The sequence below is a fragment of the Streptosporangium subroseum genome (assembly GCF_900188345.1).
Classification (GTDB): domain Bacteria; phylum Actinomycetota; class Actinomycetes; order Streptosporangiales; family Streptosporangiaceae; genus Streptosporangium; species Streptosporangium subroseum.
Map to the genome: position 1 here is coordinate 1 of NZ_FZOD01000144.1, position 3,989 is coordinate 3,989.

Annotated in this window: 3 protein-coding genes; all 3 read right to left on the bottom strand. The window is 67.0% G+C overall.

Features of this window, described 5'->3' with window-relative positions; genetic code table 11:
* On the bottom strand, nt 1–1,496 hold a 1,496-nt coding region (locus CHC08_RS47585; RefSeq protein WP_089213933.1), incomplete at its 3' end, for a S1 family peptidase.
* A 292-nt stretch (nt 1,497–1,788) separates the two neighbouring features.
* Nucleotides 1,789–2,892: a S1 family peptidase gene (locus CHC08_RS47590; RefSeq protein WP_245879018.1), complete on the bottom strand. Its 1,104-nt coding sequence runs from the start codon at nt 2,890–2,892 to the stop codon at nt 1,789–1,791.
* 376 nt (nt 2,893–3,268) lie between these two features.
* The coding region (locus tag CHC08_RS47595; protein WP_143653719.1) for a S1 family peptidase at nt 3,269–3,989 on the bottom strand (721 nt) is incomplete at its 5' end.

Sequence of the window (3,989 nt, forward strand, 5' to 3'; positions counted from 1 at the left end):
GAGCCGCTCGCGGAGACCACCCGATAACGGTAGTACCCAGGCGTACCGGTGTAGCTGATCTTCTCATCGGGGTTCGGACTGTCAGAGGTGGCGACGGTACTCCAGGCCGAGCCGTTGCGTTTCTCCAGGAAAAGATCGAAATCAGCGCCATCGGCGGCATCCAGGCAACCGGAGTGAACACCGGCGACAGTGGTCTGATAATTCCGGTTGTTCGGCTGGTAGACGCTCTGCCCATTGGTCAGGGTGCCGGTGACGTTCTTCGGCAGGCCCGTGCAGGTACCCGCGCTCGGGGGGGTCGTGCCTGGCGGAATGACACCCGGCGGAGTGGTGCCGGTGGTGGTCACCAGGCTCAGACCGTAGGTCGTAAGGATCTCGTTGATCGGCTGGAAGTAGGTGACACCACCCGAGGTGCAGTCGCCGGAGCCGCCGGAGGTCACACCCTGGGCCTGGTCCACCGAGATGAAGGAACCGCCGGAGTCACCGGGCTCGGCACAGACGCTGGTGCGGGTGAGCTCGTAGATCGTGCCCTGGGGGTAGGTGACGCTGGTGTCGCGCTGCTGGATCGTGCCGCAGTGCCAGCCGGTGGTGGAGCCCGAACGGCAGACCGAGGCGCCCTCGATGGCGGCCCGGGAGCCGACGACGCTCACGGTTCCGCCACTGCCGTTGTTCACCACCGGCCTGAGCCTCCAGTTGGCGTTCACGGAAACCCAGGCGGCATCGTCGACCGGGAAGCTCGACGCCTGAAAGACACCCTGGGCGGCACGGTTGACTCCGGTGGTGGTCTCGCCCGCCTTCCCGCAGTGACCGGCGCTGGCAAAACCGTTCTGAGCTCCGCGCGTCACCGCGAAACCGACCGAACAGCGACTCGCGCTGCCGATGTAGTAGGCGTCGCCGCCCCGCACGTCATCAAGGAGCCGGGGTTTCTCGGTGGAAGGCACCGGACGCACCATGCTCGAGTCCACCCCGGAGGCCTGGATGAGATCCTCGGTCACCAGAGGATCGGTCGTGAGAACGACGATCCGGTTGTTCCTCACATCGACGTAGCGCACGGCTCCCCCGCTGGCGTGGCCGGGCAGGTTGTCATCGAGGCCGTCCATGGCCGTGCTGAGTTCCGTATACGACCGTTTGACGACTTCGCCCTGGGCGCCCGCGGCGACGATCTGGGGGAGGTCGGCGGCATCGGTGGTGGCCACCACCAGGGTCTGGGCGATGGTTCCCGTGAACCAGGAACCACCGAAGCGGTCACCCAGCAGGCCGCGGAGCTTCGCTTCGACCGGCGCCAGGCGGGCCTCGTTGAGCAGGCGAGCCTGCGCCTGCTCAGCGGTGATCTTGAGATCACGCTGGAGCGCCGCGATCATACCCGGCGGCGGTTTCCAGGCGGCCGAAGCGGCAGGGGAACTCACCGTCTGAGGTTTGGCGGCGACCGGAGCGGCCGTCAGAGTAAGGGCGGTGATCGCCAGGACGCACCCTGCGGTAACGGCATGTCTGCGGGACATGGGGTCTCTCCTCGACCTCGGCTTCCAAGCATGAGGGGGGAGATCGCCCCATATCGCAGGTTGATCATGCGATGTGGGCAACGCCACCTTAATCCAGGTGTTGCCTGTCAAGATGGCAAAAGCCGCACGCCACGCGGACGACGATTTCCGGCCAGATCCGCATTCCAGACATGGTCCGCCCGAGGCCCGCTCATCGATCGGCATCGTAGGAAGAACCGGGAGCGGGCATGGACTCCGGTCACGGTCGTCCGACAGCTCTGGTTGTTCGGCTGGTAGACGTTCTGCCCCCTGTTCAGCGTGCAGGCGATGATGTTCGGAGAACCGGTGCGGTTGCGCCCGCGCTCGGCGACGGGGAGTCGCCGGCGACGGTCACCAGGGTGAGGCCGTACGCCGTGAGGATCTTGTTGATCGGCTGGAAGTAGGTGACGCCACCCGAGGTGCAGTCGCCGGAGCCGCCGGAGGTCACACCCTGGGCCTGGTCCACCGAGATGAAGGAACCACCGGAGTCGCCGAGTTCGGCGCAGACCTTGGCGCGGGTCAGCCCGGAGACCGCCCCCTGGGGATAGATGACGCTGGTGTCGCGCTGCAGGATGATGCCGCAGCGCCAGCCGGTGGTGGAGCCCGACCGGCAGACCGAGGCCCCCTCGACGGCCGATCTGAAGCCACTGACCGGCACGGTGTCTCTGTTCCCACTGCCGCCGTCGCGTACCACCGGCCTGGGTGTCCAGTTGGCGTTCACCGCGACCCAGGCGTAGTCACCGACCGGGAAGGTCGATCTTTGGAAGGCGCCCAGGGCGGCACGGTTGACTCCGGTGGTGATCTCGCCCGCCTTCCCGCAGTGACCGGCGCTGACGAACCCGTTCTGGTTGCCCCGAGTTACGGAGAAGCCGATCGAGCAGCGAACCGTGGCGCCGATGTAGTAGGGGTCGCCACCCCGCACATCGCCGAAGGGCTGCGGTCGCTCGGTGGAGAAGATCACCGCCACCGAGGTCATGTCCACGCCGATGGCCTTGATGATCTTCTCGGTTTCCGCTGGCACCGGGGAGAGGACGACAACCTTGTTGATCTTCACGTCGATGTAACGCACGCTCCCCCCGCGTGGGGGTGCGGGTAGAGCCTGGTCGAGTTTCCGCTTGATAGGGACGAGTTCCGCGTACGACCGTCTGACGACCTCGCCCTGGGCGCCCGCGGCGATGATCTGTGGAAGGTCGGCGGGATCGGTGGTGGCCACCACCAGGGTCTGGGCGATGGTTCCCGCGAACCAGGAGCCGCCGAAGTGGGCCCCGAGCCGGCTGCGGAGCCTCGCCTCGATCGGCGCCAGGCGGGCCTCGTTGAGCAGGCGAGCCTGCGCCTGCTCAGCGGTGATCTTGAGATCACGCTGAAGTGCCTCGACCACACCCGGAGGGAATCGTGGCGGCGGTTTCCGAGGGAGTGGGACGACCTGGAGGCCCGTTGTCCGCGATTGGGCGGCGACCGGGGCGGCCGTCAGGGTAAGGGCGGTGATCGCCAGGACGCACCCTGCGGTAACGGCATGTCTGCGGGACATGTGCCTCTCCTCGACCTCTGCTTTCCAGGCACAAGGGGGGAGAACACCTCATATCGCAGGTTGATCATGCGATGTGGGCAACGCCACCTTAATCCAGCCGTTGACGGTCAAGACGACAGAACCGCACGCCACGCGGACGACGATTTCGGATCGGGTCCGCGTCCCTGGCATTCTCCGGCCTCCGGGTGCGCTCGACGGTCAGCCTCGGAGGAGGGTCGTGGGTGGGTCAGGGTGCCTTGTAACCCAGGGTGTAGGGGCCGGAGCCGCTCGACGAGACCACCCGGTAGCGGTAGGAGCCTGCCGGGCCGGTGTAACTGATCTTCTCGTCGGCCCCCGAGCCGTTGGAGGTGGCGACGGTGCTCCAGGCCGAACCGTTCCGCCTCTCGAGATAAAGGTCGAAGTCAACGCCGTCGTCGGCGTCCAGGCAGCCGTAATGGACGCCGGCGACGGCCGATTGGTACAGGCTCTTCGGCTGGTAGACGGCCTGACCGCCGTTCAGGGTGGCGGCGGCGGTGACCGGGAAGCCGGTACAGGTGCCCGTGCTCATCTGAGGAGGGTTCCCGGCGGTGGTCACCAGGCTCAGACCATAGATCGTGAGGATCTCGTTGATCGGCTGAAAGTAGGTGAAACCACCGGCGCCGCAGTCACCGAAACCGCCGGAGGCGACCCCCTGCGCCTGCTCACCGGAGACGAAGGAGCCACCGGAGTCGCCCGGCTCGGCGCAGACATTGGTACGGATCAGCTCGGAGACCGTGCCCTGGAGGTAGACGACGCTGGCATCGCGCTGCAGGATGATGCCGCAGTGCCAGCCGGTGGCGGCTCCCGACCGGCAGACCGAGGCCCCCTCGACGACCGCCCGGGAGCCGGCCACGCTCACGATGCCGCCGCTGCCGTTCTTCACCGATGGCCGGGGCGTCCAGCCGTCGTTCACAGAGACCCACGCGAAG